This window comes from Bradyrhizobium sp. 76 (assembly GCF_023073025.1).
Lineage (GTDB): Bacteria > Pseudomonadota > Alphaproteobacteria > Rhizobiales > Xanthobacteraceae > Bradyrhizobium.
In genome coordinates, this window is sequence record NZ_JADPIS010000065.1 from 1 (window position 1) to 25,818 (window position 25,818).

Consider the following 25,818-nt stretch of genomic DNA (forward strand, 5'->3'; position numbering starts at 1 on the left):
CGAGCTCAGACTACTCGCTCGCTTCAATGCCTCGTTCCGCCCCGCTGCAGGGGCATGCTTCGAGCTATCAAAGTGCCCTCCGCAGCAGTGCCATGCACGTCCGGCCAGTGACCGATGCTTCCTCGCCTATGATCCCATCTCGACCAATACCTGACCGATCGTAACTAAGGTGGGGCGCAGTTATCAAGGAGCAACGAAGACGGTGCTGCTGCAAATTGGGATTTCCGACCTCCCTGGCGAAGCGCTAGCTATTGGATGAGGTCACCAGCTCCCTTCGCATCCCCAAGTTACCTAAAGAGACTTGTTTCCAAACAGGAGGTCATCGTAGCATTGCCTGACGCCCACAAAGTCGCCTGAAGCCGATGAAAGTCTGTGCTCGGTTCTGCTGGAATACACACCCGGCGCCGCTCTGTCTTACGGCACTAGTGCTTGTGACTATTCCAGTCCCAGCTAGGGCAGGGGACGGCGCCCCAGTCGACGTGGCCAGGAAAGCCGCCACACCGGAAGCAGTCGAAACTTTATCGGCTGGCGTTTCAGAGCGGTTTCCGGCTCGTGCATCCGTTCGTGCCCTGATCGAGAAGGAAACGGTAAAGACGCAATTGCCCGCCGACGTCGCCGAAGCGGTGGTCTTTGTAGAAAGCCGCTACGATGCCGGTCTGGTCGGTCGTGTCGGTGAGGTCGGGCTAATGCAGGTCAGGCCGGAAACGGCTGCCATGCTGGGTTTCGCCGGGCCACAGGCCGAACTGGCGGAACCGGAGGTCAACATCCATTATGGCGTGACCTATCTCGCCAAAGCTTGGCGGTTGGCCCAAGGCGACTTGTGTCGTGCCCTCATGAAATATCGGGCAGGGCACGGTGAAGAGATCATGACAACCCGCTCCACGACGTACTGCCACCGCGCGCGCAACCGCCTCATCGCCATGAATTCGCCATTCGCGTCCCCTGGCGCCATGCCTGCGGTCCCTCCGGGTCCGGAGCCCCCGCGGGTAACGGCAAGCGCGAAGCCCCAAGCACTATCGTTGCCTGCGAGCCCGGCCGATGTCTATGCAACGTACCAGCACGGCACGGCCGCGGCGAGCCGCGCATTCTGGGCGGTGCACGAAACTCGTGTCCGCGCGATCAATGCGTCGCTCGAAGCCAAATGGCGGCGCGTCGCTGCGCGGTAGGCAGTCATCCCTCACATCCGAACTCTACCAAGGCAAACCCGGTTAGATATCGCCGACGCGAGGCTGCTCGGTGTCCATGCCGCTCTACTCCACGACGCCGTCGAGAAGGCTTATGTCGCGACGAGACGTAGCCTGTTATAATCGAGGTGAGACATAACGACATTAAAACCCGAGCTGTGGGAAATGCGAGAGACATCTGATGCCGGTGGCAACGCCAGCGGCATAGGAGGAGGCGACAATCGCCACAGACGAGGGGGCGGCATCGGCAGGATGGCCGGCAGCTACTACGATGAGACTCGCAAGGAACTCGAGGCGGGATCGGCCACCAGCATGATCGTGTATTCGGGCAGAAGGGCTCAGGGTTGCAGACAAAGCTCCTCAAGGCCCAGCGGCGGTCGCTCGATACTCGGTGCCAGCAGGCGTAGCTCGCCGTTCGATCAACCCCCTGCCGAGGTGCGTATGTTTCGTTTTCGGCGAGTCAGGAACTTGAGAAGAGTGCACCCACTCTCCCCGCCAACAAGAAACTGCCGATGGAAAGAATTAAAGGTCGGGCGTGACAATGTTTCAGCTCGCTCCTTGCGGCGCGGTTCCTGAAGGGCACCTTCGACGATATGTTCATCTCAAGGCCGCATCTTCGCACCGTATTCTTGAAATTCGGTAGCCGAAGGGGGGGTGCTCAGTTGGCGTGATAGATGATTCGAGGCCGCTGATCCAAGTCCACTCGTAGCTGTAAAAGAACCTTAGTCGGTGAACTCGACCCCAATCCGACTCCCGCTTTTCCAGACCAACCTGCATTTCCGGATGACGCGGTCTTTCTCCAGGCTGAGTTTGAAGCGGTCTCGGAGGAAGCTCGCATTAGGGAGCTCGATGGCTGCGCCGTGAACAGAAATATCGATGACGCAGCATCTGATGCTGGATCCATCGCCGCAGATGTGCGCGGCCTCACTGACCGCGCTGCGCTCTACTCGCCGCCGTTCGTTCATCATCATCCTGAGGACGGCTACGCCGCCCTGCTCATCAGAGGTGAGCTCTCCCGCTGCACATTGCCTTCGATCAAGTATGCGGCGTCGCCGTCGAGCTCAGACAGCCGAGCGAGCAAATCCTGTAGCCGAGCAGGAAATCTTGCGTCAATGTGCAGCATTTGACCGAGCCGCTCGCCGATCTCGTTGCAGACTGCGTAGATGTGTTCTTGTCCCGCTGTGATAGGCGAAGCCGTGCGCATCCGCTGTCCCTGTCCTGCTTTTTCCGCAGTAAACAATGGGATCTCGTACGAGAGGTTAACGCGATTGGCTTAGTCGGCGAGCTGGTGAACAGGTGATGAAGGAGACGCTTTACTAACCGTTCTTTTTACCTTTCCGGCGGGTCGCCCGGCGCGGCAGACGCGCAGAGGAATTAGGCTGGCGCCCTCGCTGCGCAAGGCTCAACCTGAACTTCGCCCGCGCTGCGCTGGCAGGGGTAGAGTGCCACATCTTCTAAAGTAACACGCCGTCTTTGGCTCTATCTCACCTGCATCGCCTCCACCATCACATAGAGCAACATAAAGACCGGCAAGAAAACGAAGAACCAAACGACGTCAGGTTCAGGCCGAGAAAATTCGGGGTTGGGATCGGTCGCCGTCCCGACGGCACTGCCGGCATCGACAACTTTGAATGCATGCGCTTTGCCGGTCGGTTTAGGAGACGTCGGACCGCTGTTTCGCGGCGGGCGAACTGGTTTGCCACTCACTCTGTGTCCCCCATGACTTCGGGCGCGACCATGTGCAGGGTTTTGTGCACGAGCCACATGTCAACGTAACCGGTTTTGTTTATCCACTCGTGCGGGCAGGGAGGCCAGGCGGCATCGATCTCCAAGCGGCAATGTCAGGTCTCGGGTGCCCGGCCGCCGGCCCATTCTCTCTCGTTTTTGCTGCGATCATGGCGTGCCGCTTAATCAAAGCGGTGAGTTTTCTGGATTCGCTAAGCCACGGTGTTCCCGGTTGATAGGCCCAGTCGTGAATTGGGGGTTCACTCTGGCGAGCAGTGCCTAACTTTTCGCGTTTTTGATTTTGGCTTCAGTTATCCATTTCATTTTCGCAGGTGAACGGTGTCGAGGATTTTCCGAATAAGCACAGCGGTGGGAGCGTGTCATCGACAAACTGATCGGGCGAGCCGGCGGCTATCAGGGTGATACCCTCTGCCTGGAGAAGCTTCCATCCGTCTCCTGCACGATGAGTCGCGGGCAAAGCGGCTGGCAGTCTCCACGATGATCGTGCGAACACCATTGCTTGCGATCATTTCCGAGGGCGCCCATGAAGCCCGGCCGCACATCGATCATGTCGCTTCCGGCCACGGCGGGATCGTCGACCACGCGGCGATCTTGTACCCGGCTCGATTGGCGTGCGCTTGGATCGCCTTGCGCTGGCGCACCACGTTGTCTTTGTCCTCTCCGACGTTCGAAGCCGAACTCGTTCTGGTGTACCCCATTGCGGGCTTCCGCTGGCGTTTCTCCTGATCCGACATGGATTTGCATTTCATCTATGCAGATAACTTGAAAAGAACTGTACTGGCCGAGCGTCGCTTCAGCTCCACCAAAACAGGGATGGGAGACGGGTAGGGCCAGTTGGCCGATAATCGACGGATCACCGCTCCTCCGAGCCGGAGGAGCAAGCTATTGGATGATTTGCAATTTACGTTTGGCCCAGGCTCGGGTGATTAGCTACCGTGACAAGCTACATTGCTGCGACTTGCGACCACGCTCCACACTAAAGGGCAGGGGCGGCAGCGGGCGGCTCTGTTCTTAGCCTTTCATGGGAAGTCGAGCCTAAGTGGCGAGGCGGGCATCTGCCGCAGCACACCGCGGCCCGCGGCCTCCGCTGCTACCGTCCCGCGCGATCGGCGCGGCCAGCTAAGGTATTAGGATGGTTTGCGTCGTTGCTGCAACTGAGGTGCAGCCGGGCTAGGCGTACAATCAAATTGTGTTACCCATTGGGCGGTGGCAGTTCGGACCTCACGTAATAGATGAGATACCGGAAATCCTGCATCACCGAGTCGGGCGCGTCGCGCGTTGTCGGCATCAGTGGGCGGCATCAAGTTCGCCCAAAGCCGTCGATTTTGGCGCGAAAGAATCGTGGCCGGTTTCGGCCATCAACGATGGTCCGGAGACCGTTCCGGCCACCAAGTCAAGCTCTGCTCCAGGCGCTGGTCCGGCCCCGGCAGACGCCTCCGGGGCGGCGGAGGAGCGCAAGCGCACCGGGCGCGCCGGGGCTCACAACCGCTTCGAGCATTGTGTCCGGCAAGGTGACCCCTGGCGTGTTTCCGCTGATCTGACGGATCATCCCCGTGAATATTATGGCACCCACGAGGCAGATGGCCTGCAAGGCTTTCATTGGCCGAGCTCCGCGGGGAGAATGGCTGCGGCCCGCGGATGGTCAAACGAACCGGGAAAAAATGAGGTCAAATATGCGCTAGCGCCGCTCGGATCAACAATAAGCCAAAAACCTTCCGGCTGCGAATTGATCGAATTCGGTCAGGCGCTTTGAGCGAACGCATCGCCGGGGCTGGCCTGTAGCGGGCCTTCCCCCCAAGCACAAGGCCGCGTATGTTCCCCACGGCCCCCTCCCATCAGCTAGCTGCGCCGATTGCGTTAATGTCGGGTTGAAGCTCGCTGGTCACAGCCAGCGGGTGTTTCTATGTCTAGGCCGTCGCGCGAAAGCTGGGGATTGACTCTGGAAGAAGAGGGAACATGCTATTCCAGCGTCGAAACATTTTTAGGGGAGGATTCAATGCGATTGGTTTCTTTATCAGTTACATTGTTGCTCGCTTTGTTGTCGTCGCACACCCTAGCTCAGCAGTCTCCAGGAACAACCGGTGATACAATCGGTCGTCCTCCGCCGATCCCGGGCCCGCCACCGATTTCCGAACCATCATCAACGACGCAGCCTGCACCAGCGGCTTCGACGCCTCCGGCCAGCGATACGGCGTCCAAAGGCTACACCGGGGCATATGCGCCGGCCGGTCCGTCAACGCCATATTCTACCGGTCCATTACCAGAGATTGACACAGGAACCGGCCGAACCATCGTTGGACCTGACGGCGCAACGAAAATGGTGAGAGCCGTCCCATGCGGCAAATTCGCTCGTGAAACTGACGGCTTCACGACCTGCGTTGGGATTCCGGATACACGCGGGAAGGCGAAGAAGAACTAAAGCGCCGGCGCTGATCCAATGAGAACCCGCATCCGGCAACGACTGGCGGCGCAGCCGAGACGGCTGCGGCCTCTGCCACTTAGATAGGCTCGCGAACCGCCCATTGTCGCATAGGCTGCGAGCCGCGACCGGCACTCCCGGTTGCACAGTCCAAACAAACTCCCGCCGGCTCACCAGGTTGGCGGGTTTTCTTTGCACCTGGAAAATTTACGGGTGCGCCGGTTTACTCGGTAGCCGGCAGGCAGCGTGACCGAGCGGGGTTAGAGACGGCCTTACGAGGAGCCGATCCATGCAATTGGCCGCCAGCTGATGACACAGCTGGAAGCAGGCGAATACATCGAAGAAAGAGCACGAAGCGGCGGAATGGCGAGCGGCGATGGAAGCCTTGCTCCTGGTGGTGGAGCGCGGCGGCCTGACATTTTCGCGCGGATTGGCATCATGCGCGCATTGAACCGGCATCACGTCCCGGAGTTCAACCCGAAGGGCAAGGAGCCGCATTGGGGCGGGCGCAAGCTGAAGAGGGATCAATGACCGTCTGGATTTATGATCAGGGCGAGGACATGAAGGTCTTCGCGACCGAGGAGATTGCACAGGCTTGGCTCGACGAGAACGATCCGGATGGCGTCGCCTTCGAGTACGAGGTGATCGGCTCATCTGACGCTGAAGAACGCAGAACAGGTAGCGAAACCGCCGTGTGTATTCAATTTTTTTACACGTGATCAGAGCGAGTACATACCCGCTGACCTGAGCCAGTGGGCCTATGTTTGCGGGTTGCACAACGTTTCTGCGCGCTAGTGACGCGGATTCTTGGCCGACACCTCAACCTGAGCCTCGCTCTATCCACCTGCGCAGCCCCTGTCGAGTGCACCGGCAGGGGCTTGTTTCGAGGCCCACCAGCGCGAGTTGCTATTGCTGCTTAATCGAGACTCAGCTCTCATTCTGATCATCAAATTGCTCGCGGGGGGCAATCGTGAACGGCGAGGCCGGATGCACGGTTTGTTGTCAAGCTCGACTGCTCAGGGCTATTTTTCCTGTGGCCGAAGGCTACGAGCTAAAGTTTTATGAATGCGCGAGCTGCGGCAGCGATCTATGGCTGGTCACTAGATCGTCCAGATCATCCAAGCCCAAGCGGCATAGGGGGAGGTCTCTTCCAAATACACATCTGAAGACCTCTAGACTTCGCTAAAAGGTGCTGCTCGAGCCGCAGTTAATCCAAAGCCGAAAAGCCAGCCAGCGTGAAGGCCCATGCCACCGACAGGCCCTTTGGCGTTCCAGTTGAAGTCCGGACGCACGCGGGCGCCGATCGCGGAGACACGGCCGCGGTTTGCAGGGGTCGGGGGGTTATTGCCGGGGCCGCTCTGCCAAATGGGGGAAGCCAGCAAGTCAGCAAATAGCTGACTGGGAACACGGTTCCTACCGAGGAGGTGGTCCGGAGTGCTGGCACCATATTAATTGCTGGATTTAGTCCGTTGCTGACAAGGGCACCACATGTCTCTTACCCTTCCGGGAAAAGCCCATACATTGATGGTCGCAATCCCTTCACGCGGACTCTTGAGGGAAACGTAGGCTGGTGAATTCCACGAGCCGTGAATAGCCTCTATTGATGAAACCGAACAGGAAGACTGGTCCGTTGTCCTACTCGCCTTCGAACACTTCTACCGTGGCGCCCGACTTTGTCGCCGACCATCAGCGGAACGACCGCTTCTTGATATTTTGATAGTGCGCTTGGTCGCTGATCGTGACTCGGACGACGAAATAGGCGGTCAAGATACCGGATCCCGAGCGGGTGACGGCGAGCACGAACCCCAAGCACTACCGTTGCCCGTGAGCCGACGTCTGCACGGCACGGTCGCGGCGAGCCGCGCATTTCTGGCGAAGGTCATGTCCGCGCGATCGCTGCGAGACTCGAAGCCAAATGGCGGCGCGTCGCTGCGCGGTAGACAGTCAGACGTAAAACAGGTCGCACGGACGAAATGGTTTTCGCTGTCACCTCTGTCACAAACGCGAAAACCAGAATGGGCATAATGTCTTCGACTCTATTAGACGGACGCATCATAGATCGCGCCGTTCGCACGGCCATACTCTTTGCTCTCTTTCAGCTATGGTCGGCTCAAGGCAACAGTGCGGAGATTGAAGACAACGGGAATCGTCCTTGTTATAGGCAACGGTGCTTATGACCAACGCTCTTTCCAATCCCGTCAATGATGCGTAGCCGGCCGTCAAGGCATTCGCCGATAGTTGGCGAAGGCTGCGCCGGGTCGCCGCAGCCTTGCATACGCAACGACCATGCTTCGTCCTCCTCTCCGCCCGTCTCTTGGGCCGCGCAGCTATGATGCGGGAGCCGCGTGTGGGACCCGCCGAACGCTCTTAGCGTTGATGTCCCAAGCCAATGCCCAACACCAAGGCTTTCTGACGAAGAGCACCAATCGTGCGCATCATCTGCTTCGATACCTTCAGCACGGGTTTCCGTTGCTATCTCGCGGCCGTCTGGCATACGATCCGAGCGTCGAACGCGGCGGACCAGCCCATGCCTTCCCCAGCAAATCGTGGCCCCGGCATCATCAACCGCACATAGGTCCCTACGTGCAGGTCGAGCCCACCCTTCTTGACGGCCTAACTGATGCCGGCGCCAAACTCGTGCCTTTGCTGCCGAGCGTCATGAAGCGCGTGTCGATCTTTTCGATGTGCATACGGCCGTTCTGGACCGCCTCGAGGCCTGAAGTGAGCTGAAGGAGCTGGCGGGCGGCAGCTTCCGGATTGGCAAAAGGGCATTCAATGACGTGCTTCATGGCGCCTGACTCGCCGCGACTGTCGTGCCAGTTCGGGACGATATGCACAGATCCTGCGGCGCCGCATCCTGAGCAGACCAGGCGCAGGCCGATGCGCGACAACGGCTGATCTTGCGGAGTGTGTAGCTGCGCGTCGGCCCGGCGATAACAACGGCCATTCATGCACTGGATGCTGCAGGTCACATGGCCGTCAGTCAGCCATTCAGCAGGAGAGCGTGGCGGATAGTGGCCGGCCCATTTTGAGTAAGGGAGCAGGGATTACTCCTGCGAAGCGCAATCAAACTAAGTCGCCCTGCGGCCGGCTAAAGCGTCCAAGTTTACCAGACTTTAGGCCGACAGGGCCAGTGTAAGAACCTCGAGTAACATCTAAATCTTCTAGAATGCCACCACCGCCACCCAACGTTCCCAGCTATCTTGAACGAGCCGCCATGGACGCGATCCGCGGCGATCCGAACTATCACGCTAGTCGGGCGATTATTCTAAAGCTCATGCGCAAAGGTTGGGTCGAGACGAAGGCCGGAAAGGGGGTACGGAAGTACCAGATCACCTCCACGGGCGAAGAGGCGTTGAAAGCCAAGATGCGGACTTATTGACGGGAGGCATAGCGCCGTGTCAACGACGTATAATTCGCTTGTGTCTCTATCACTCTCTTTCTGCGACGCACCGGACTGCTCGCCAGCGGCTGCGCAGTTGGATCGGCCGAATGACTTGCATTACTTCAACAACTGAGCAAAGAGCTGCCCACTCCTTCTACTCGCTCGACCCTGCTGCTTTTTAAACCGCTGCAAGCGAGCGTAAACCGCTTGACGAGTTCGGCCCAGCCGCTCGGCAGCCAACTCAGCTGTCGCCCCTGCGTCGAAGAGCGAGAGTAACTCCGCTTCTTCGTCGGGCAACCACGGGCGTGTACCGGAACGATTGTTCGTCATTCGTGAGCCTGCAACACTCAACCGCGCGCCGGCGCCGGCCGCCGCGGTTGGTCAGGAATTCGGTTTGGTCGTTCGAGCCGCGTAGGTGTCGGCAATCGGCTGGGCTCTGGCAATCGATTATCGCGCACCATCCACGCCGCTAGCCGAGCATAGCTCCGCCTAAGGGCAGGTACGAACCAACCAAATGCGTCCTCATGATCCATGCCGCATGACAATACCCATGAACCATTTAGAAAAGATTGCCGGGTTGTTCCCGATCCGTAACTGATCGTTAACGATGCAGTGGCAACAAACGGCCACGGGAACCGAACGCCCCGCTTGAACGACACGTCAAGACATCGGTCGGCAGGAAAAGCGCGAAGTCGATCTTTAATCAGTATCACCGGTAAATGCTCGATCCTCTTCGTGACCGCGACTGGGTGTTTTCTCGAAGCTTCGCAATCACCCCGGAATAACGCTCGCATGGATGGACAAACGCTCAGCGGGCGAAGGTGTCGAATATCGTACGACCGAAACCGGTCTGACAGAACTTAGCCGGCCACGATAGCCCGCTAACCGGTGGGAAGCGGCGCACTTGTCAGGAGCTATTGAATTGATCGTCGCGAGTTACGTGAAGGTGCGGGACCGTGCGTGCTGACGGAATTGCTGGCACGTCGGCGCAAGGTGCTTGCTGAACTGCGAGCTGTATCAGGCATCAACCCCGAAAACGCGGTAAGAGCGATCCAAGATGAACTGGCGGTGATTGAAGCCGGTCTAGAAGAACTTAAACCTCCGCTCGGTTCATCGCCTGAGAACGAGTGGGGCTAGAGATGCGCGTTAACAGGATTAATGTGGACAAAATCGGCCGCATAACGGAGCCGGGTCGATATAAGTGCTTTTTCGGATATCTCACCGTCACGTCTGTCTGACGACTTCGATGGGGTGGGCGCGCTATCCGCACGCGTCATTCACGTTGGTCCCGGTGGCCCACACTGTTATATCCGTGGGCGAAGAATGTAGGTTGGGCACGTTCGAAAATCGTACCTGAACAGTAGGCAGTCTGCTGTCGTCGCCTACGCGTCGCCATAGCCATCGGAAGCGGTCAAGAGCGGGAGGCATTTCGTGCTATGCTTACTTGGGGGTACGAATGCGAGAGCCCTCTCTATCCAGACCGCTTTGCGACTTCGGCGATGAGCAAATCCCGTTCCTGCCACTGTGCCTTTTGGGTCTCGATCAGGGTGTCGAGGATGGAAAACGCGAGAGCGAGATCGCGCCCTTCGCGCTTCAGCTGAGCGATGACCCTCTCTTGATGACTGATGTGTTCATCGCCTTCGCGAAGACGGCGTTCGGCTACGACCAAACGCTTATGCAGGCGCGAAAGCGGCCGCTCCTGCGGCGGCTCCGGCTCAAAGCGGGCGAGACGCCGCGGACCGCACCAAACCTCAATCGGGTCGGTCGCCACCGCGGCAGAGCCAAGCTGTAGAGCCTCTTCGGCAGAATTGCAGTCGATCTCTTGCGCTTCCAGTGTCCTACCGCAGTCGTCGAGCGTGAAAATATAGCAGCGCATCAAAGCTTCGCAGCTGGTGTTTAGTCGGGAATTCGGTCGCGGCCGAGACGTTCCTTTTTAGGCATTCACCGCCTTAAACCTTCCGCCGTCCCTTCTCGTTCCGAAATTAATTCTGACGCGGATATCAAGCTTAACTTGAAGCTTCAGTTGCGGCGACGCTTGCGGGATAGCTTTTGCGCACCGCACATTGTCCCGTCCGGGAACACTTAAGGCGGAGCCGTCTCCATCATATTCGACGCGGCGGCTTCGTTTTACCCACCGAGGCCGCCTCATGCGCAGACTGCTATTGGTCATCTTCGGCGTCTAGTTTTTGGATCGCCCTACTGGTCGCAATCGTCACAGCGATCGCGCGTCTCGGCACCGAAGCGAAAGAGCGCCGCGCGCAGAGTGTGGCGGCTCAGCATTCCAAGCTCCGCTGAACTCCGATTCCACCTACATGAAGATTTGACTTTCCGCCGCGACATCAAGCTTAATTCGCGTCTTCGATTGCACCGGGGCGGTGGAACGCTAACGTCTGTACCGAACATTTGCCAGACCTTTGTTCACCAGGCGATCTTCAGCGCGCCTCCCGCTCGGCGCGTCGATCTTGTTGTTCAGAGCTAACGATGCGAATCCAGATTGGCAAAGCAGGCGTACCATGAACCGCTTGATCTGGTCGAGATGCGTCGACAGATTATCTCTCTGCGAAGCGGCACTCTGACAATCTCCTGGTTACGTACCTCCTGAACAGACTGCTGAACAAGATTGCCTGTCTCCTTGAGCCGGCGAGCCCCGCTCATGCGGAAAGTGTTACGCGAAGCGTTCGCCCGAACAATGAGCGATGTAGAGAGCATCACAGGAGACAGGAGATGGCCACAGCGCGCCGGATGGTAAGCCTAATGAATAGATCAGATTGCAGAAGGGGATCGGTAGGTGAAGCTAACCTGTAGTCGCTGAGGTGCCGACGTATCGCGTAAACGGTGCCTTCGCGGCAAGGGGTTGCCGCCGTCATAACTGGCGGCCCCGCCCGATGAGCGCCTAGTGAGCACGTTTCACTGGTCGGGGCAGGGATGACATTCTCGGAGAAAACCGGTGGGCAAACGCGAGCACTGCGGCTTCGTCGGTTTCCACGGCAATCTTCTATGCGAGGATCATATCGCCGACCGCCGGTGGACGTTCGGCAGCGAAACACCAGCCGATCGCGGGCTGCCCAGCTACGTTGAGCTCTGGTGTAGGCAAGGCTTCACTCGTCTTCCGCATTTTTCCGCGCACACTCGCCCCCCAAAAACCCCAAGGGCTAACATTTCCCATCAACTCACATGTGACGACGCTGAGCTTTGCTCCATTTCGGGAGTACTTCGCGCAAGGCGGCAAACGGTTTCGTTCATCAAGGCGTTATCCAGAGGGCACAGACCGCACGACGTAAAGGGGCCGCAGCAGGGGGACTGCTGCAGCCCAGCACGGTCAAAAAATTCCGGGTGAAAAGATCTAAGTGAAATATGGAGCCAGCCCCGGTGAATAGACCGTACCGCAGCATTTTTGGCTTGCAATATGATCTAGTTCACAAACGGCAGCAGGCTTGACAGGCATCCGAGTGTGGGAGGACCCGCCGGGGCTGGCTCAGCTGGCGGGCCTCAACCACATGCACAAGGCCGCGTATGTCCCCCACGGCCCCGTCCCAACTGCATTTTGGACTACCCGGATTAAAAAGCAGTGTGCAGCATGATCCGGCTGTCGACGCTTGTGTCGGCAGACCCCTCGGCCCCCGCGCTGGTTAGGTGCGGACCCCACGCTCGGGGGCCGACTTGATCACTGCGCAACCTGTCCGGCCTGGCTGCTGAAAAACGCTTGAGTGTAATGAACCTAACACTCCCCGCGTCGACACATGTTTAAGCAATTCATGCTTCGCTGAAAACGGTCACGGCCGCCCCGTGACCGGGCGGCCGTGTGCCGAGCGTTCCTCAACCTACCCCAGGCGAAGTGCACGGCCGCCACCTGTTACCAACACTTGCGCTTCAGCGCAAAGGGGACTTCCTTGGAATCGGTGGTGGTGTCTTCTGCGCAACAACTCACTGGTGCCTGGGACATTTAGGGGCAGCTACGCGCTCTAGAGGTCGCAAATCCGCGGGGTGCCGCTACTGAAATCCGGTTTAACGTCAGCACCTCGGTTGCCGCGTCCTGCGCGAACGCAGGGCGGCTCGATATCGGACAAGCGCACATCGTCGGGCGATCGGCGCAAAGAGCAACGTTATGGCTGCAATGGCAGTAGACCAGGATGCCGCGTAGGCCCATTTCGCGCATTTCGCCAAAAGTGATCTTGAGCGGTCAGCCGTCCGCTTGGGTAGGCGTGTGGCGTCGTTCAGGGCGAGACATGCCGCCATCAAAGCGGCACCGTGAGTACATCGCAAATTATCGATTCCTAGTAGGTCAGGCTGCGCTTCCACTACTGGCTTTTGTCGGGTGGATGGGCCGCATCCTCGAAGGATATTTACGATTTTTCTTGGTGGTTCTCTGGATCGACGGCTTCTCAGCCGGTTGCCAGTGCACGGCACTGGCGCCGGGAGTCTGAGAACGTGGCCAGAAACCATGCGCGACGGCCATTCCTTATGGATCTTGTATAAGCGGGGCTGCACAAACATGAACGTGGCCGCCCGAACAGAGACAGGTTGCTGTAAAAGAGGCGCTCGAACGGAATATGATCGCGCCGATCGCATGCGCTGGCGTTTCAAATCGGAAAATCGGACGGCCGGAATGATGATGGCCCGCAGCCGCTCAACGTGAGCAAGGGCGTATCGGCGACCGCGACGTCGCGCGCCGCCACAGGGTCCTTGCTCGGCCAAATCTACTGGTCCTGGAGCTGATCGTAGATGATCGCGATCCAGGACGCTGTAGTTGGCGAGCCGCAGCCGCTCGTTGACCATGCAGGACGGCTCGATCGAGCTGATCACTATGGCTGTTGAAATTCTTTGGCTGATCAGGAGGGCGGCACCGACCCGAGTTGCACTCTGTGGAAAAAACTACGGTTCTAAGGGTATCAAAATGACCGTTGTAAGGACCGCAGCATGAAGGCCGCAGCAGGGGTACTGCTACGGCCCAGCGCGCTCAAAAAAATCCGGTTGGAAAAGATCTAAGTGGATACGAAGCCAGCCCTGGTGAACCGATCATACCGGGCCACTGGGCAAGGGAAAAATGATCTACTTCAAATATCAAAACTATGCTGAGGGAGAGCGCCGCCGGGGCTGGCTTGCTGGCGGGCTCTCACCCCGAGCACAAGGCCGCGTATGTCCCCCACTGGCCCCGTCCCAAGCAACACGCTACGCAGCCGCCGCTAACAAAGTGTAAACCTAGTTCCGTTCATATTCTTCGGTCGCAATGGTGAACTCGCTGCGACCTTCGGCTGGAAGCCCGCTAGCTAACGCACCTGGCGGGCTTTCTTTCTTTTCGAACCAGTCTGATGAACCATCAAGCATTGCCTGCATGAAGAGAAACGACAAACCTAGAAAGTGGACCGATGCAGAGGTGCAACTCCTGCTCGAGCTCTCGCGCGAAGGCGCTGGCGCGGTTCAAATTGCGAGTGCGTTGGATAGATACATTTCATCAGTGAAGCGTGTAGCGGAAAACTTCGGCTTTCAACTGCGGGCTTAAAGGGCTGGTGAGCCGAGCATTCCCGGCGCTCTAATCGTGTTAGGTCCCGGCGAACCACCCGTACGGTTCGCGCCACTGTTCCACATCGAGCCGGCCAGGGTGCTGCCTGAGCTCTTCCTCCTCCAGAAGCTCTACCTGAACTACCTCCGCCCGCTTGCGCCGGCGCCGAAGTGCTAGTCAAAACGAGCGCCGCTACCAAGAGAAAATCTGGGAAATCTCATTGTGGCCTCCTATGCTGAAAGGAACAAACACCCAACGGCGGGGCTGGACGATATCGTATCACAATCTCTACCTACAAAACGCTACCCATGAGACTGGTCAGCAATGCTTTGCGACGGATGGTGCTCTTCTTGCAGAAATGCTCGGCCGACAATCGTCATTGATCGCCGCCTTCAAAGATGTCACGAGCATCCTTTCGTTCAGGCGGGACAAAACGATCTTCGTTCGACTGACGCTTCAGCGTGGCTGGCGGCATTTGTCGGTTATTTAGCCAACTTTCAGGAAGCAATTAAGTCCTCACGCAAAATCGTGCAGCTCGGAATCAGCACGCACAATGCCCGTAAGGAGACTATCTTCAATGTTAATCGGGCCGCCGCCGACGCAGCTCTGCGGCGTTTTCCAGGTGAAGGAAAGTGCGACTTTGTTGTCGATTGGGCTGCCGATCCGACCTGGGGCCCTGACTTCGCTGCCGCAAACCAAGCTTTATACCCTGACGGCGCGCATCCTTCGCAGGGCGGACAAAGCAACATGGAGGCAAATTACTTTCGACCTACGCTCAACTCCCTCTTTCTCTCACGTGATTCATCGTAGACTTCGTTCCTCATTGGCTACACCTGAGGTCGCGATCGACTTCGACATTTCCCAAGGGGCGCCGGGCGAACGAGCTCAAGAGTGCTGGTGGAACTTTATAGGCCCTTCGTCTTTGCGTTAGGCGTCAAAGTGAATAGGCAGACGATGTTCCGCTGGCTTAGCTCAGATCATCAAAAGATCCGAGGGGATCGAAAGCAGCTTGAAGTGAGGACTCGCCGCCTGCTGCAGAGTTACCTGACGGCCGACGAGTGGCAAAAGCGCCAACATTATCAGGCAATCGCCGGCGCGGCTTCTGCATGTCAGCCTGGTATTGATGATCCGAACTTAAGTAATGAGAAGCTCGCTGAATTAACCGCTCAGGCGGCGACGAAAGTCGTCCAAGTACGCGATCGGAAGGCAAAGGATGCGCGCGACCATTCAACTGTACTGATCACGGATGCATACGCAACCGTTGCAATCGCCTATCGACGAGCGGCTTCAGCCTACACTGCTGACAAGGAAATGGAGCAGCTGGGCAGGCCGCAGTACATCTGGGCGAATTCATTTATGAATGCTGAATCGGAGCGATCACCGACAGAAATGTGAATGTGGCTTCGGCAAGCCGACGTCCCTCTTCGCTCTGGCGTATACCTTGCGCAAACCCTTTCTCCTAAGCTGCATGTAAGGCTTTGCTTGTACCGTCGTCACCAAACAAGAAAAGGCGGGCGGCATGTCGATTGCATTTCGAATTTTTGTTCTCTTGTTCTGTGCTTACGCCGGTTGGGAAACCGCAAGCGTCCAATCCGGCGAATTGCGAGAGCCTCAGCAGCAAGGACGTTCTCCAACCGGATAAGTAAGGAATGAACAAAACAACCCGTCACCTGGAACGTCCGCAACCAAGCCAAATTCGGCGCGCTGACCTCGCGCCGGCCACCGGTTATGCGATGCTTGTCGATGGTCGTTTCAAGACCGAATTTCTTGATCAGGACGACGCGACTAAAGCGGCCCTTGAATTGTCAGCCAAGTATCCGATGCTGAAGATCGAGATCTACGATGCCGCATCGAAGTCACGGACGCCCGCGAGATAGCCACTTCTGCATCGCAACATGCGTAATAACCATTTCTTCCCTTTTAATCTACCTTTAGCTTTTTTTGCTAACAAGCGGGGTCGCAAGGTCGTCGCCAACGGAGGCGGCCTGTGCCTTTGATGAAATACTTCGGATTCGTCGGTAGCGCTCTCGTCTTGTTGCTGATCGCAATCGGCGGGCGCCTGCCGCAGCAGGCGATGGGCCCGGGTTACAGTGACCTGGAGCGACCGGTTATCAGGATCAGCTCGGCCGAGCGGGCACCTGAACGGGTCATAATCGATACCAGCTTACCAACTATTCCGGCCCCCTCGGACGTCAGTCCTTTTACATCGATAACGGTACAATCTGCTGAGCTTCTGCAGAGGGCTTCTTCTGAACCCGACGTCGGCCCGAAGCCGGTCACTCCGAAATCAGGCAGCGAGGTCTTGAAGCGGAAGCATGCTGCAAAAGGTGAATCTGGGAAAAAGGTCTCTAACAATCGAGCAGCGAAACCGCTGAATATTGTTCCCGCACCCGCAGCGGGAGCGCAAGCTGCGGCGCCTGATACAAGACTGTCGTTACTGGAAACGCTCAAGGAGCGGCTAGGGCAGACGTTTTTCAAGCTGAACTGATGACGGTGCCGACTATAGGACCTCGGCGAGCGCCATTCACCGCGGACGCGCCCCAGGCGCCGCCCCGCAGAGGCGAGGAGCTCGGACGTACGCCTTTCCCCGAGCTAAAATTCGAGCCACGCTCATGCGGCGACGCCACAGCGGTCTCGTCCATTGCAACCACAACCTTGATGGTTGAAGAGTGTTGCGTGATCTGTCCGGTGCCACCTAGGTGTATTGGCTTATTGATTTCGGAGTGCTGCCCTGATCGATTTGGCACTTGAAATCGGCAGTACGGTGAACCTCTTCGTCGTCTGCCCAGTAGGCCGCTATTCGGCCTGAGCGATAACCCAAGCACTGGGGCGTTCGAATGGGAGCTATTTTGTCTCAAAGAATGCAATTCTGGACCTCCTTTTCATCGACGCAGCCTTGGAGGAGAAGGGCCGAAGAGCCGAGGACCGCGAGGAGAGGGTAGAACAGGCCGCCGCGTTCGGATTGATTCTCCGTGGACTGATGCTGCCGGGACGCGCGGGAAAGCTCGCAACACTAAGGTGGCGCGACGTACAAGCCTTTAGGCTCGATGGAATTCCACTGCCCGCTGTTTCAGTGAAACTCTGGCCGTGAAGCCTGCCTGCAGCCACGCCATCGCCTGCGTGTGCCCAGCTTTGCGCGAACTCTCATTTCCCCACCAGGCACTGAATTTGTAAGCTGACGGCGGTAACGGCCTCCCAAGAATTCCCTCGATCTCCGAGAACGTGAGCCGAATAGTTTGCGCCCTTGTGCGCACCAGCTCGCTCAATAGCGGATCGTAAACGGACATGACGCTCGGCTGGTCACGTTGGTCTATCATCGCCGCTCGCGGGGATGTTGAACCCCCGGGCGGCAAGTTCCAGCTCGAGCTCAGTGATCCGCTCGAAGATGCGAGCAGCAATCGCCTCGGAATCTTCAACGCTTAATGATTGCATGCCCCTTGAAGATAGCTCGTCCCTGAGAACCTTCGCCACAAGCAATTGAATTGCCATTAGATCAAATCCTAAAAAGGCGATCCAACCGCAACCGAAGGGCGATCGCAAGTGTTTAGGTGGTGCTGCTGTGCTTCGGCTAGTTGTCTCGTCGGCTCCGAATGCTGAAGCTGCGCAGCTGCTCGCACCAGCCTTTCCGCCGCAGCCCTTAACAGCAAACCCGTGTGCTCCATCGGGTGTCCTACCCTGCGTGATCTGTAGCCGATTGGCCGTCTCCTTTTGCTTGAGCACGAGTCGTTAGCCTATCCAGCTTCGATTGCTCCTCGCTCAGACGTCTTTCGACATACTGCCGTTCGAAGTCCGTCAGAGTGGTTTGCAATAAGAGGTGATAGCGTTGAATATTGTTGCGATGTGCCCGGACCAAATCGTCGTCAATCATCGTCCTCGCCTTTTCCGCTACCGAGACAACAAACAATTCATCATCAAGCCGGATGGGCAGACGACCGAGCAACAGCAGGCCGGAGCATCTCCGCCGCTCTCTCCATGGTAGCGAGCTTTTCTTTCCCAATCTGTGAACTATTTCACACGGCTGCGATCGTAGCCTAGGTGGCAGCAGATGCAGTCCAGCGGTTTAGCGCGCGTTAGTCGGCTGCATCCAGGCCGATAACAGCGGTATGGATACCTAGCACAGTGGGGCACGCCGGCTCATGGAGCTTGGCTGAAGGCCAGATGGGTTTCCTATGAAGTCCAAGTCGATCAAAAGCGCAGGCAAAGAGGTGCCAAGTCTATGCGTCTGACGACTGTGGCGCCAATGGCATGGCGGTTTGATCACTGCATTTTCTGCCCGAGGTCTCTCAGCAGCGTGTGAAGAAAGTCGCTGGCATGGTCGTATTGTGCGTTGCCGTTCGTGATTTGACGGACGCGTGGATCCATTAAGCGACCAACGGTTTCGGAGCCGAGCAACTCGGCTCTGTCCGACCACTGCTGCAGCAAAGCATCGGGTATATCGTCCGCAGATCCGAACATCCGCAAAAGGGAATGTTCGGCCTCGGGTTTGCGGTCGTGATGAGCCTTCGCCGCATAGAAAGCGAATAGTCCCCGGAAGGCATCACGGGAAACGGCAGGTTTTCCCATCGCAATGTCCCTGAAAAAATTAACTTCTCAATGGACGCAAGTTTGACGCCCCCGTTCGGTAAAAGCTAGAAAAACTAAAACCCTGTGCTCAACCGTTTTCGAAGAATTTGCCGTTGGACGCTGAGTGCAATGCCAACCCGTCAATGATCTTGACCGGTTTTGACGACGGCCTGGTTGGGCATTCGAGGGGCTCTCTGGCTCTTGTTGTTCCCCAGCCGCCTCATTGGCTGAAGCGTAAGCCGGCTTTTGTACAAAGCCAGCGCAGAAGTTGCGCCGAACGGGCGGCTTGCACTAAGCTTTATTCGATTAAATCAGAATGTTTTTGTGGAGTAGCGTCATGTCGAGTGCGATTGAGTTGATTGTGGATGGCTACGCAAGAGTGAAAGACCGCCAGTCGCTTGAAGAGCTGAGGATCCATCGCCGGCGACTTGCCGGAGACCTGAAGGCCTGGGTGGGCTTTGACTGCAGGTTGTCGATTGCGCAAATCGAGCAGGACATCGCGGCAATAGAGGCGGGACTGCAGACGTTGTCGGGGCCGGTCGGCGGCTAGGATAAGGAGTCAACCCGATGACGGCGTGCGCGCAAGGAGGGCAAGTGCTGCGATTGTTCGTAATGGCTGCCCTCGTACTGGTCTGGGGATCCTCGTCCGCGCTCAGCCTGACGTCGGAGGAGATCATCGCCAAGCTTCGCGCCGCAGGCTACTCGCAGATCCAGGAGGTGCCGGCCGGAAAGATCAAGACTTACAAGGCCGTCAGAGAAGGTACCGCGCGCTCGCTAATCGTCGACAGCACTGGTCACATTGCAGAAGTGGCAAGGTAGCTAGACGAGCAGACGTAGCCGGACGTCTTTACTGGACAGCGTGCCTGTTGGCGTCGCAATCTCCATATCGACGACGCGAAACGAGCCATGACTTTCGTAAACGTAGCGAAGGTGCCAGACGGGGCCGGGTTCCGGCGAGATGGCGAAGTCCGTCCAAGGCAGACGCGACGTATCGAACGGCATCGCGTCGCTCAACCGAGGCGGAGAACATCGCCTCGATCAGCGCGGCCAGGCTCATGCCGCCGACCAGCATGGCTCGTGCCGTTTCGTCGCCGTAAGTAAGCCGCAGCGCAGTCACGTCTGCCGCAATAGCGTCGGGGTTCTTCAGAGCCACGGTAGATCCGCTTCGCCCAGCAAAACCATAATGCGGATTCCGCCCCTTTCGTGCAATCGGCATCGATTCGGGGCCACTGTCCCAATGGCTAATGCCCAGGGCGAGCCGCTCCTGCGAAGCTCAATCAGCGGAGCAGACGGGAAAGCTGCGGCTGGAGACGCTTGAGCCGTTCTCACCGGTCCTCCGACTCTGAGGCGCCAACGACAGGGCGTACCTTGAGGGGCGCTCGTCGGTTCACGCTGGCCTGCCGTGCGGCGAAGGCCGCAGCGGGAGGTTAAATCGCTGCGGCCCACGCGTCGTCAAATGAAGCCGGGTCAAAAATACCAAGTGAAATATGCAGCCAGCCCCGGTAGCAAAAATTCTGCCCCAACTTTGTCTCTTTTGCAAACACAATTTCGGCGGAACCGAAATCAACCTAACGGGCATTCTGTTCCGAGGCCGGAACAATTCTGCTCTCTGTTGCTGCCAAGCGAGAGGGGAGCTGCACCGAGACCCATCATGGTGGGTCGGTGAGACCCGGCTACTGGCATCTCGCCGATAGGACCGACTGCGGACGCAAGAGTTGCCTCGAGTCCTCAGCCCATCGCTGAAATTAAGCTTTTCGGCGACTTGTTTTTGACTGTGCGCGTTTGAGCGCGTTCACTCCATAATGTTGATGGAGACGGACGTGATCAGTTGGTTGTTAGTGATCATAATCGCGGCAAGCGTTGCGGTTCTAATAGCTCACGCGATTGACGCCATCCGCTCCTGAAGACGAGCGCACCGGCGGAAGGTGGCGCCTCATCTGACGACAATTTAAGGACGCGGCATCAGTCGGCTTGCTTGTAACGATCCGATTGGAGACGGTTCTAGACTGATAAAGATTGTCGGCAAACTTCGTCAGTCAGCAGCAGTTGTTATTCGACAAAATCCGGGTGGCGCATGCTCGGCGAGAGCGCCCCGTCTGCGTCTCGGATCAACTTCGCCTGAGTTAAGCAGAACGGCCGCAGAAGCTAGATGTGACCAACTCAAGGCACTCCGGAAAGTTTCCGGTTTTTCCCGCTGGCTTATCCGCTCGAGAAGGACGCCTTTGCTCGGCTCTTTCGCGCGCGGCCCGACCGAGCTGCAGGCGTTGGCTTCGGCCGGACCTTTTGAATGCAAGCGGGGCGGGCTTCGCAGTCACGGCGGCGGGCTCCGTACTGGCGCATCGCGCGCCGTCTCCGGCGGCGAGGATTCCATGGCCCGCGCCGCCCGGGCAGCTGCAACTATTGCCGCTTTTTCCCGTTATCGGTAGGGCGCGAGCAATGTGAAAGGAATCTCGATGAAGAAGATCGCCATGTCGGCGCTGATGGTCGGCGCTCTTGGTCTGTCCTCGGTGGCCACCACCTCTCCTGCCGAAGCCCACTGGCGAGGCGGCTGGGGACCGGGCATCGCCGGCGGTCTGCTGGCCGGCGCCGTAATCGGCGGGCTCGCCTCGTCGGCTTATGGATGGGGACCTGGCTACGGCTACTACGGTGGCTCAGGTTACTACGGCGCAGGCTATTACGGCGGCCCCTATGTCTACGACTACGGCTACGATGAGCCCTATCGCTCGGGGTGGTAGTTACGCGACCACGACCTACTACACGGCGACTTCGCCTTTGATCTCCTCTGGCTGGACGGCAAGGACCTCCGCAGATTGGCTCAGCTCGCCCGCAAGGAGCTTCTCAAGCAGTTGATAGATGAGAACGGGCTGGAGGCACCGATCTTCTACAGCGAGCATCACGAGGGTGACGGGCAGGCTCTGTTTGAGGCGGCCAGCAAGCTGATCTACGAGGGCATCGTCTCCAAGCGGGTGGATGCGCCATACCGATCGGACAGGAGGGGAAAGAGCTGCGCTTCATGGGAAAAGTCGGCACGGGCTGGAGCCGGACGAAGTCGGCCGAGATCCGCAAGGCGCTCGATACCGTCGTCAGCCCGAAGTAGAAGCTCACCAAGCCTGTCAGGAAACCGAAGGCCACATGGGTCGAGCCACAGTTCTACGCCGACATCGAATACCGGGACATCACCTCCGAAGGCCTGCTGCGCGCCAGCTCGTTTAAAGGGCTGAGCAAAGGAACGGGGCGTTCTTAGCTGCGTTTCAGCCCCAGTGATTGGAGTACCGGCATGCCGGATCGGAAGCCGTCAAACAGGCCTAGGCCACTCTCGCTCGCTACGTGGAGCCGGGGCCTCGCGACTGCAACAGAACAGTCAACGATCTGCTGGATGTTCTCGATGATGAAAAGCTAATCGAGGCCATGGAGAGGGAAGATGCGCAAGGCGCTGGCAGAACTGAGTGACGACTTGCGCCTGCTGCCGGCGGCGCGGATGCTCGATGCAGTCGCTAAGTCGTCCTCGTCTTGCGTACTGACGCCTTCGCGGCAAGGGGCCGCCGCCGTCACAAGCGGCGGTCCCGCCCATGATCAGCTCTAGTGAGCGCCCTGCACAAACGGCAGTCTCGGAGAAAACGGCTTTGCAATCGCGAGAACTGCGGCTTCGTCGGTTTCGAGCGCGATCTTCTGGGCGAGCATCACATCACCAACTGCCAGGGCTCGTTCGGGAAGGAAGCACCAACCCGTCTTAGGCTCTAGTGCTTCATTCAGCTCCAAAACATTACTCATGGTGCCTTGATGAATTCGGTATCTCCGGCCGGTGAGAGAGCCAGTGACTTCGAAAAACCCGTTGGCATCAAACTGCGCCCGTTGCTCTGAAGATAACCATTCTCGCAAAAGCCGACGAGCGCAAGCGTCCGGGCCATTTTGCTCGTTGAAGCTCCGATAGAGGGCACGCAGGGCACGCAAGCTCGCGCCCCGGGCAACGCCGTTGCGTCTGAACAAAAACATCTTCCGTGCTGCGACCGTTCTAACCGCCGACCAAGTGCGGATAGAACAGCGTTTCCTCCGCGGTTGGATCAAATGACCGTACCAGTTTGAGATCGCCGGCCGCCGTCCGAGTGGCAGCAGTATAGCCCTGGCCGGTAAACTTCTTGAAGCGCCGCTCAGCCTCGGCGAGCTGCTTGGGGTCGTCTTGCTCAAAGAAATGTCTGCTGTCGCCTGTGCTGTCCATTACGATCTGGGTAGCCATGGAAGACAACTCCGCGATGCCTAGCCTCTGATGAAGAACAAACCTCGTGCGGATGAATAGTGTTCCTGCCTCTCGGCAAATTTCATTGTGCCTTGGTCAGCCGCCGCCTGGCTCGCTGGGCTGGACGAAAACCCGATCCGCCCCAACCTGGCGGCGGCGCAACGGGCGAAGCTGATCGCGAAGCGAAAGCCGGCTATGAAGCAGTGCATCCGGAGGCGCCGCAGGTCAGCCCTCCCGGCAAGGCCGGCGGCGGAAAGGCGAAGGTGGCCAACTTGGCGAGCTTTGTTAGGCCCCGATCTTGGACCATGTTTCAACACGTCGCGTACCAATCGTCAGGAAATGGAAGGAGCAGCCAGGGTCCGTCCTCATTGTTATCGTTTGCAGCTACGGGTCCGCCGGTCGCTAGGGGCTCGGCGGCGAACTCTTCCACCTCAGCCGCACTCGCCGCGTTACGCTCGGCGCACCATGAATCGCTTTGCATGAATAAAACTCCCCACCGGGGCACGATCAATTTGCAGCGTCTTCGAAAAATATCGATCAAAAGTTTAGGCGCGAACAAGATATCAGGCCCGCTTAGCAAGCGATAGGAGCGCGGCCCTGTCCTTTTGCACGCTAGGGCATACTTACTAGCGCTGCCGACTGATGTCCGGTTTACCGCCAACAGTGGCCGAAAAGTGAATGGTCTGCGAGGTCGCAGACGGGCCAGAACCGGACTTCGTCCACCTCGCAGTTTCACTTGCCTCCCCAAGCGACACAGGCAACTCCGGCAATGGCTCCGGGCAAACTTCCGAGTAAAGCTCCCGGGTTATTGAGACCGAGCGGGAGAGGAACGAAGTAAAACAGAGCTATCGAGAGCACGCCACCCAAGAGCAGACAGGCGATGCTCCTCGACCAGAGAGGCAATGATCTATTTATCATCTCGCGATCAACGCAATAGATGAGGACCGCAAGGGGAAGTCCAAACAGATAGATGAACGGCCAACCGACCAAGGTGCCGATCACTAGCAAGCCTGGCTTTCCGAGCATGACACAAAGAACGACCCACCCGATCAGCGGCCCAGCCAGAGCGAAGATGTATTGTCGGCGAACTTGTCCAGCATCGATCATGAAGGAGACGGTACTCGCGTTGCACCAAACGTGCCCTTTTCTCATCCGCTGGAAACGCCCGGTCTTAATTAGGACATTGGCAACCACATATGACCCGCGTCGGGTCAAAGGGCCGCCTTACTTCAGCTTTGGGTCAAAATGCGAAGAACTCAACCCGAGCAACTCTGGTCCGCCTTGCCCCAATGAGCGGACGCCAGCGGAGTGCGCGGCCACTTCGCGGATCGGCCACAAGCGGAATTGGCGATGCGCCGCATTGCACGCCAACGTAGCGCCTCTATCAGGGACAATGTCTCCGCCGATGATCGGTCTCAAAGCCTGAACGGTTTGCTCCCCGTGCGGGCTGATCGCGGTATAAGCACAAGCCTGAGTCCAGCTGCGGCTCCAAGCGGGCAAGCCGTCGATCACCGCACCAAAATTCTACGGGGTGCTCGTCCGCCGCCGCAGCTGCCCTTTCTCTTTGCTTCGACCTCCGTCGCGCAGTCGACCAGATCCAAACTCAATGCATTGCCAAGCTCGTCGAGCACGTAAATCTGATAGATCTTAGTTATCCCTCGCTCGCAGAAGGCCGGGTGATACGTCAATTATCCTAACTTAAGTTTGGGATTGCGAGAATTTCCCGGCATTGGTTAGATTCTTGTTGGCAGAACCGAACCGTCTTGGCATGCTCCTGTAACCGGGCTGGCCCGTTCATCTTTCATCTATTTACACCCGGGTCCTGAAGCAACGGCAACGCTGCGGCAGGATTTCAGTACTAGTTGTTTTGGGTCAACTTATCGAACTTCTGAGGCCGCCTTTTGGTGGCCTCTTCGTTGAGCACTCAATTCTGCCGAGACATTGCAATGGCAAAACCAGCCGTTTCCAGTTGCTTTTCGTGGATTATTCGCATTCTACGCGGCGAAAGCTCATCACGACCATAAAGCCAAAGGCGAAGAATCACTTTTGAGGTTGTTCGGGTCTGCGGAATGCATTCCTGATCGCCTACTGCAGCAATGGTCTGAAACAGTTGATCTAGTCGGTCTGGAAACGGTTGGAGGTGCAGTGGGGCCGCGCGCCCGTGAACTCGCGAGCGGCGGCGCGCCTCTCGATTTCAACCCGCGTCTTCTCCCTAAGTTTGGGGAGGTGCGTGGCGCCTCACTCTTCGAGGAGAGCGACCAAGCTGCCGTGAGATTTGATTTCGATACGGAGCCGCCAAGAGCATTTGGAAGATTTCCCTGCTGGCCCTGTACCGAGCTGCAGCCCTGCTGCACTCGCTGCCCATCAACAAAGGGGTGCCCGACCAATCAGTGATTGACCATCAGCGTCTCACGCGCTGACAGCCAACTGCGCGAGTTGACGAGGTGCAGGAGCGAGACTGGGTGCGGCGATCGCTGCGGCTTTGACAAGCCAATCTACGGAGGGTTGAGCCATGGCGAATATCACTAAGCTCGAGGTCCAGAACGTTCGCAAGAAACGGCACTCGGAGGCTTATTTGAAAATGGAGGGGCCGCTCCACGATTGCGTACTGATGGCGCGGATCACGGCGAATCTGATGAATGATGTCGACAACGGTGAAAACGACAAGCTAGTCTTCGCCGTGTATCACCTGGAGATGATCGAACGCCTGCAGGAATGGTTGCCGGCTCGTGAAGACGGTTGACCGTTCGTTATCCGCGCGAGAATCCTCGATCGTCGCTCGCGGCA

General features: G+C 57.9%; 23 protein-coding genes and 1 pseudogene. 15 read left to right on the forward strand and 9 right to left on the reverse strand.

Annotated elements, in window-relative coordinates; translation table 11 throughout:
- Positions 1 to 479 precede the first annotated feature (479 nt).
- Positions 480 to 1,166, forward strand: coding sequence for a transglycosylase SLT domain-containing protein (locus IVB48_RS15605; RefSeq protein ID WP_247400665.1), 687 nt, complete (start codon positions 480 to 482; stop codon positions 1,164 to 1,166).
- Between the two features lie 740 nt (positions 1,167 to 1,906).
- On the opposite strand, the gene IVB48_RS15610 is transcribed toward IVB48_RS15605, so the two are convergent.
- Together IVB48_RS15610 and IVB48_RS15615 are read right to left on the reverse strand one after the other, a co-directional pair.
- Entirely contained in the window at positions 1,907 to 2,155 is a 249-nt protein-coding gene (locus IVB48_RS15610; protein ID WP_346658991.1) for a PilZ domain-containing protein, read from the reverse strand.
- A gap of 508 nt (positions 2,156 to 2,663) precedes the next feature.
- On the reverse strand, positions 2,664 to 2,891 hold the full coding sequence (locus IVB48_RS15615; RefSeq protein ID WP_247400667.1) for a hypothetical protein: 228 nt from the start codon (positions 2,889 to 2,891) through the stop codon (positions 2,664 to 2,666).
- Positions 2,892 to 3,407: 516 nt separating this feature from the next.
- On the opposite strand from IVB48_RS15615, the gene IVB48_RS15620 reads away from it, so the two are divergent.
- Together IVB48_RS15620 and IVB48_RS15625 are read left to right on the forward strand one after the other, a co-directional pair.
- The gene (locus tag IVB48_RS15620) at positions 3,408 to 3,656 is read left to right on the forward strand and encodes a hypothetical protein (RefSeq protein ID WP_247400668.1); all 249 of its coding nucleotides are present in this window, start codon (positions 3,408 to 3,410) and stop codon (positions 3,654 to 3,656) included.
- 2,220 nt (positions 3,657 to 5,876) lie between these two features.
- On the forward strand, positions 5,877 to 6,068 hold the full coding sequence (locus IVB48_RS15625) for a hypothetical protein (RefSeq protein ID WP_247400669.1): 192 nt from the start codon (positions 5,877 to 5,879) through the stop codon (positions 6,066 to 6,068).
- Positions 6,069 to 7,928: 1,860 nt separating this feature from the next.
- On the opposite strand, the gene IVB48_RS15630 is transcribed toward IVB48_RS15625, so the two are convergent.
- Complete coding sequence (locus IVB48_RS15630) at positions 7,929 to 8,240, reverse strand: hypothetical protein (RefSeq protein WP_247400670.1); 312 nt, start codon at positions 8,238 to 8,240, stop codon at positions 7,929 to 7,931.
- Positions 8,241 to 8,566: 326 nt separating this feature from the next.
- Here IVB48_RS15630 and IVB48_RS15635 point away from each other — a divergent pair, with 326 nt between their 5' ends.
- On the forward strand, positions 8,567 to 8,731 hold the full coding sequence (locus IVB48_RS15635) for a hypothetical protein (RefSeq protein ID WP_247400671.1): 165 nt from the start codon (positions 8,567 to 8,569) through the stop codon (positions 8,729 to 8,731).
- A gap of 963 nt (positions 8,732 to 9,694) precedes the next feature.
- On the forward strand, positions 9,695 to 9,871 hold the full coding sequence (locus IVB48_RS15640) for a hypothetical protein (protein ID WP_247400672.1): 177 nt from the start codon (positions 9,695 to 9,697) through the stop codon (positions 9,869 to 9,871).
- A gap of 334 nt (positions 9,872 to 10,205) precedes the next feature.
- Here IVB48_RS15640 and IVB48_RS15645 read toward each other — a convergent pair whose 3' ends face one another.
- Complete coding sequence (locus IVB48_RS15645) at positions 10,206 to 10,610, reverse strand: hypothetical protein (protein WP_247400673.1); 405 nt, start codon at positions 10,608 to 10,610, stop codon at positions 10,206 to 10,208.
- Between the two features lie 4,515 nt (positions 10,611 to 15,125).
- Here IVB48_RS15645 and IVB48_RS15655 point away from each other — a divergent pair.
- The 3 genes from IVB48_RS15655 to IVB48_RS15665 all read left to right on the forward strand — a co-directional run bounded on the left by IVB48_RS15655 (position 15,126) and on the right by IVB48_RS15665 (position 16,722).
- Positions 15,126 to 15,629, forward strand: a complete 504-nt coding sequence (locus IVB48_RS15655) for a hypothetical protein (RefSeq protein WP_247400674.1) — start codon at positions 15,126 to 15,128, stop codon at positions 15,627 to 15,629.
- Positions 15,630 to 15,883: 254 nt separating this feature from the next.
- Positions 15,884 to 16,111 carry a hypothetical protein gene (locus tag IVB48_RS15660; RefSeq protein ID WP_247400675.1) on the forward strand — a complete coding sequence of 76 codons (228 nt, stop codon included), beginning with the start codon at positions 15,884 to 15,886 and terminating at the stop codon, positions 16,109 to 16,111.
- 110 nt (positions 16,112 to 16,221) lie between these two features.
- Positions 16,222 to 16,722, forward strand: a complete 501-nt coding sequence (locus IVB48_RS15665) for a hypothetical protein (protein WP_247400677.1) — start codon at positions 16,222 to 16,224, stop codon at positions 16,720 to 16,722.
- 812 nt (positions 16,723 to 17,534) lie between these two features.
- Here the strand turns inward: IVB48_RS15665 and IVB48_RS15670 are convergent.
- Positions 17,535 to 17,723 carry a hypothetical protein gene (locus IVB48_RS15670; protein WP_247400679.1) on the reverse strand — a complete coding sequence of 63 codons (189 nt, stop codon included), beginning with the start codon at positions 17,721 to 17,723 and terminating at the stop codon, positions 17,535 to 17,537.
- Positions 17,724 to 18,491: 768 nt separating this feature from the next.
- The gene (locus tag IVB48_RS15675; RefSeq protein ID WP_247400680.1) at positions 18,492 to 18,797 is read right to left on the reverse strand and encodes a hypothetical protein; all 306 of its coding nucleotides are present in this window, start codon (positions 18,795 to 18,797) and stop codon (positions 18,492 to 18,494) included.
- Positions 18,798 to 19,134: 337 nt separating this feature from the next.
- On the opposite strand from IVB48_RS15675, the gene IVB48_RS15680 reads away from it, so the two are divergent.
- Positions 19,135 to 19,347, forward strand: a complete 213-nt coding sequence (locus IVB48_RS15680) for a hypothetical protein (RefSeq protein ID WP_247400683.1) — start codon at positions 19,135 to 19,137, stop codon at positions 19,345 to 19,347.
- 44 nt (positions 19,348 to 19,391) lie between these two features.
- Positions 19,392 to 19,616: a hypothetical protein gene (locus tag IVB48_RS15685; protein ID WP_247400687.1), complete on the forward strand. Its 225-nt coding sequence runs from the start codon at positions 19,392 to 19,394 to the stop codon at positions 19,614 to 19,616.
- Between the two features lie 28 nt (positions 19,617 to 19,644).
- Here the strand turns inward: IVB48_RS15685 and IVB48_RS15690 are convergent, their stop codons facing one another.
- Positions 19,645 to 19,950, reverse strand: a complete 306-nt coding sequence (locus IVB48_RS15690; RefSeq protein WP_247400689.1) for a hypothetical protein — start codon at positions 19,948 to 19,950, stop codon at positions 19,645 to 19,647.
- 1,285 nt (positions 19,951 to 21,235) lie between these two features.
- On the opposite strand from IVB48_RS15690, the gene IVB48_RS15695 reads away from it, so the two are divergent.
- From IVB48_RS15695 to IVB48_RS15705, 4 genes and pseudogenes are all read left to right on the forward strand, one after another.
- Positions 21,236 to 21,532 (forward strand): hypothetical protein, encoded by a 297-nt coding sequence (locus IVB48_RS15695; protein WP_247400690.1) that lies wholly within the window; start codon positions 21,236 to 21,238, stop codon positions 21,530 to 21,532.
- Positions 21,533 to 21,607: 75 nt separating this feature from the next.
- Positions 21,608 to 21,739 (forward strand): annotated as a pseudogene (locus IVB48_RS41365) (ATP-dependent DNA ligase); the annotation flags it as partial.
- Positions 21,740 to 21,957: 218 nt separating this feature from the next.
- Positions 21,958 to 22,041 (forward strand): hypothetical protein, encoded by an 84-nt coding sequence (locus IVB48_RS41370; protein ID WP_346658992.1) that lies wholly within the window; start codon positions 21,958 to 21,960, stop codon positions 22,039 to 22,041.
- 177 nt (positions 22,042 to 22,218) lie between these two features.
- Positions 22,219 to 22,380: a hypothetical protein gene (locus IVB48_RS15705; protein WP_247400694.1), complete on the forward strand. Its 162-nt coding sequence runs from the start codon at positions 22,219 to 22,221 to the stop codon at positions 22,378 to 22,380.
- Here IVB48_RS15705 and IVB48_RS15710 read toward each other — a convergent pair.
- Both IVB48_RS15710 and IVB48_RS15715 read right to left on the reverse strand, forming a co-directional pair.
- Positions 22,377 to 22,790 carry a hypothetical protein gene (locus IVB48_RS15710; RefSeq protein ID WP_247400696.1) on the reverse strand — a complete coding sequence of 138 codons (414 nt, stop codon included), beginning with the start codon at positions 22,788 to 22,790 and terminating at the stop codon, positions 22,377 to 22,379. The two genes, IVB48_RS15705 and IVB48_RS15710, sit on opposite strands and share 4 nt — an antisense overlap.
- A 19-nt stretch (positions 22,791 to 22,809) precedes the next feature.
- Positions 22,810 to 23,031, reverse strand: a complete 222-nt coding sequence (locus IVB48_RS15715) for a hypothetical protein (RefSeq protein WP_247400698.1) — start codon at positions 23,029 to 23,031, stop codon at positions 22,810 to 22,812.
- Positions 23,032 to 25,543: 2,512 nt separating this feature from the next.
- On the opposite strand from IVB48_RS15715, the gene IVB48_RS15720 reads away from it, so the two are divergent.
- Complete coding sequence (locus IVB48_RS15720; protein WP_247400700.1) at positions 25,544 to 25,774, forward strand: hypothetical protein; 231 nt, start codon at positions 25,544 to 25,546, stop codon at positions 25,772 to 25,774.
- The last annotated feature ends 44 nt before the right edge of the window (positions 25,775 to 25,818 follow it).